Source organism: Synechococcus sp. H55.9 (genome assembly GCF_047462355.1).
Classification (GTDB): Bacteria; Cyanobacteriota; Cyanobacteriia; order Thermostichales; family Thermostichaceae; genus Thermostichus.
The window spans coordinates 1-3,741 of the sequence record NZ_JANSJB010000001.1; the positions used below are offsets into that span (position 1 = coordinate 1).

Below are 3,741 nucleotides of genomic sequence, written 5' to 3' on the forward strand. Positions count from 1 at the left end.
TCATTGGTGTTTACTTTTTTACCTTCTAAGTGCTCCGCGCTGCTAGCGCCCTCACCCCCGGCCCCTCTCCCGGAGGGAGTCAGCCCTCACCCCCGGCCCCTCTCCCGGAGGGAGAGGGGAGTTGTTAGCGCTTGTAGAAGGTCTCCAGGCTGTGGCGGTCGCCCACAAAGCGCCAGTGCCAGGGTTCGTAACTCACCCCCTGTGGGTTGCCGCGGGGAAAGGACAGCTCAAAGCCAAAACGAGCGGCATTCTTCTCCAGCCAGCGGAAGGCAGGGGTGGTCTCAAAGGCTTCTTGCGTGTCCCATTGGGGAAACCGGGCATCGCCAATGTCGATGGCATAGCCCGTGTGATGCTCGCTGTAGCCGGGGGGAGCGCTGAGCGCCGCCCGTTCTTCCGGTCGCAAAGCCCGCGATTGGGCCAGTTGAAAAAACAAAAACTCCTGCTCCGCTATCGAGCGAAACCCAGAGATAGGGACGAGGCGGATCCCGTCGGCTTGGGCTGCTGCGCTCATGCGCAGGTAGCTCTCGGCAGCCGCCTGGCGCAGGCGCACCTCTCGACCGTGGTAGCTGCCCACCACCCGTAGGCTATCTGCGGGGGCCTCGGCATAGGCATAGTGCCCCAGCAGCGAGACCCGTCCATTCTGCTCAGTTGGCTGCGCCAGAGGGGGCTGACTGGCTTCTTCCAGAACTGGGGGATCTGCTGCTTGCCGGGATCCGGGTAACTGATCTATCCCCCAACCCGCCAAGAGCACCAACCCAACCACTACCAGCCCCAAGCCCAGGCGCAACCTCAAGGTAGCCGCCGAACCTTGCGCTTTTTCCACCGAAGTGGACTGGCGACGCGCAACCGGAATGTCGTCGTTCATGCGCAAGGGCCGGGCTCTCAGAGAAGAACCGAAAAGATTTCACAGGCCCAAGTCCGCCAAGATATCGCGGGCATGGGTTTCGGTGTTGATGTTCTGATAGACCTTGGCAATTTTGCCCTCGCCGTCGATGACGTAGGTCACCCGCTTGGCGTAACCGCCCCCATCCACATCGTAGGCGCGGGCGATCACCCCACTGGTATCGACCAGTAGAGGGAAGGGCAAGTTGTACTTTTCGGCAAACTTTTGGTGAGAGGCCTGGTCGTCCATGCTCACCCCCAACACCACCACGTCTTTGCTCTGGTAATCGGCGTAGGTGTCGCGGAACCCGCAGGCCTCTTTGGTGCAGCCGGGGGTGTCGTCTTTGGGGTAAAAGTAGAGGACAACGGTTTTCCCGGTAAAATCGGCCAGAGAAACTTGGTTGCCGTGGGTGTCGGTGGTGTTGAACCCTGGAGCAATGGTGCCAACAGCGAGAACCATAGACAGGTGACCTGAAGAGTGCGAAAAAGAAGGCTGCCCCCAGCATTTTCTTCAGCCCTGGTCGTCTCTGTCAAGCTGTTGCCGGCTCTGACCCGGCTGCCCGTTGCAACTCGGCCACCAGCTCTTGGAGCTCCGCCGCCAGCCTAGAAGGCAGCCGTCGCCCCAGGATCTCCGCCAGCGACCGGTAGTACCACAGGGATCCCTCTTTGCCGCCGGAGAAGCGCTCCCAGAGCTGATCCCCCAGTTGGCGAAAGTCTCGCAGGATGCAGCGGACGTTGTGCAGCTTGTCGGCGGCGGCCACCAGCAAGACCGAGGCATCTGCGCTTTCCAAGTGCTTGAGATAGGCCACTTTGCGCTCTTTCCAGTTTTCTTTGGGCTCGCCCAGGGAGCTATCGCTGTCGGTGTCTGTGCATCCCAGGATGATCTGCAGCACCCGTTCTCCAAAGTGCTCCCGCAACTCCCGTTCGATCTGGGCCCGCGGCTCGCCGCTGTAGCGGGGGCCATCCTCCAGGCTGTCGTGGAGCAGGGCGGCAATGGCCTCATCTTCGTCGGCGCCGTGCTCCAGGGCGATGGACGCCACCGCCAGCAGGTGGCTGAGGTAGGGGATCCCTGTTCCCTTGCGGGTTTGAGCAGCGTGCCAGCGGTGGGCGTAGCGCATGGCCTCGGCAAACCGCGGCGTCAACTGGGTGGACATGGGTATCTCTCCATCGAGGTTGGAAGTTGAGGGGATGGGTCAGGAATGGTCTGCTGTTGGTTGTTGATTTGATTATGGGGGCAACTGGCCGGAACCGCAGGGGTTCAGCCGCTGGCCGCCGTCTGTTTTGCCGGTAGGGGCACCGGGATCCCTGTCCCTTGCCAGGCACAGAGATCGACAAAGCGATCCGCCAGGCGAATCAGCTCCGGGTGTGTGCTGGGCCGGTAGGCGGCTACCTCCAGCCGGCAGCCTTGGCTGCGGATGTGCCGGAGGGCTGGCGCGAAATCCCCATCACCGCTCAGCAGCAGCACCGTCTCGTAGCGGGAATACAGGGTCATTAAATCCACGATCAGCTCCCCATCCAGATTGGCCTTGCGGCTGCCGTCGGCACGGGTGACGACCGGCTTGGTAACCACCCGGTAGCCCAACTTTCTCAGCTCTGCCAGAAAACGGCGCTGGCCGAGGTTGTGCGGATCTGTGCCGCTGTAGAAATGCACCTCCATCTCGGTTCGGCCCTGGCCCAGCCAGCTCAACAGTCCGGGGTAGTCGAGAGGGGATCCCGATTGCTGGGCGCTGGCGTGCAGGTTAGCGCCGTCAATAAACACCCCCAAAGCTTTGCGCGGGGAAGGGAGGGCTGGCTGGGACTCCACCTGCTGCTGCAGACGTTGCAATTGCGCCCGCATCGACTCCAGTTCCTCAGGAGTCGCCTGGGGCAGAGCATTGAGCCGCAGTTCTACAGCTTTGAGCCGCCGCTGGATCTGTTGAATGGCCTGCGTGGTGGGAGCCAGTTGCTGCCGCACCGATAAATGTGACGTAGGCCGAGCTTCGAGAGCGTCGATGCGCGCCTGTATCGCCCCCAGTTGGGCCGCCATCTGTTCCTGCTGCTGCCAGCTCTGCCCCAACACTTGGCAAAGCTGTTCTTCGCGGCGGCGGATGGCCGGGTAAGCCGCAGCCACAGGCAAGAGACCCCAGACGACCTGGCGGGTTACTAAGGCTGTCACCCCCAAAGCCAGGGATCCCGTCCACAGCCAGGTTAGGGAGAAGGTAGAAGTCCTACCCATGCTCATAGTCAGCTCTCCTCGGTTTGGGTGAATGGGTCTGATGGTTGCCGAGATTGGATTGCGCTCACCTCAGGGATCCTTCTTGAAGAGCGGGATGCCCAGCACTCACGGAGGCATTGAGGAGCAGCAATTCAACGACTGCAGTATGTCTGCTGTTGGAAGAGGGAGCTTCCCATTGCTGGCCGGACAAGTGGGCAACTCCAGTATTGAGGGCAGACAGAAGGCGCTCCTTTTTGCCGACCAGCCCCGTGGCTTGCCCAATCTGGAGCGGCGCGAACATGAAGGGAGCGGGGTCAGTTGGGGATCTCAATGGTTACGTTGGCCAACTGCACATCGTCATAATCCACCCAGGCTCCGCCAGGCTGCACGACCGTATCACCCCCCACCGGCACCGAGATATGCAGAGATCCGCCGAAAAGGGGAATGCTGATCGGCACTTGGGGACCACGGGTAACCCTGCTGGGCTGAATCAGGGTTTTGCCGGTGCGCAGCGTCACGGTATTCAGGCCCAGGCGCAGATGCGGCAGTGGCAGAGGGATGCGCAGGCCGTCTCCTCCCAACTGGATCTGCTCCACCTCCACCCCGTTTAAAAGCACTCGCATGGGAGACATATTGGCGCCGGGGATGCGGGACTGGCCGGCCCG

Annotated in this window: 4 protein-coding genes and 1 pseudogene; all 5 read right to left on the reverse strand. The window is 61.8% G+C overall.

Annotated features, from left to right (window positions below; translation table 11 throughout):
• Window positions 1–124 precede the first annotated feature (124 nt).
• Window positions 125–865, reverse strand: a complete 741-nt coding sequence (locus tag NW857_RS00005) for a D-alanyl-D-alanine carboxypeptidase family protein (RefSeq protein WP_414335014.1) — start codon at window positions 863–865, stop codon at window positions 125–127.
• A 39-nt stretch (window positions 866–904) separates the two neighbouring features.
• The gene (locus NW857_RS00010) at window positions 905–1,342 is read right to left on the reverse strand and encodes a peroxiredoxin (RefSeq protein ID WP_414335015.1); all 438 of its coding nucleotides are present in this window, start codon (window positions 1,340–1,342) and stop codon (window positions 905–907) included.
• Window positions 1,343–1,412: 70 nt separating this feature from the next.
• On the reverse strand, window positions 1,413–2,036 hold the full coding sequence (locus NW857_RS00015) for an HD domain-containing protein (RefSeq protein WP_414335016.1): 624 nt from the start codon (window positions 2,034–2,036) through the stop codon (window positions 1,413–1,415).
• Window positions 2,037–2,140: 104 nt separating this feature from the next.
• A complete protein-coding gene (locus NW857_RS00020) occupies window positions 2,141–3,103 on the reverse strand; it encodes an NYN domain-containing protein (RefSeq protein WP_414367644.1) in 963 nt (320 codons plus the stop codon).
• Window positions 3,104–3,390: 287 nt separating this feature from the next.
• A pseudogene (locus NW857_RS00025) lies at window positions 3,391–3,741 on the reverse strand (dockerin); the annotation flags it as partial.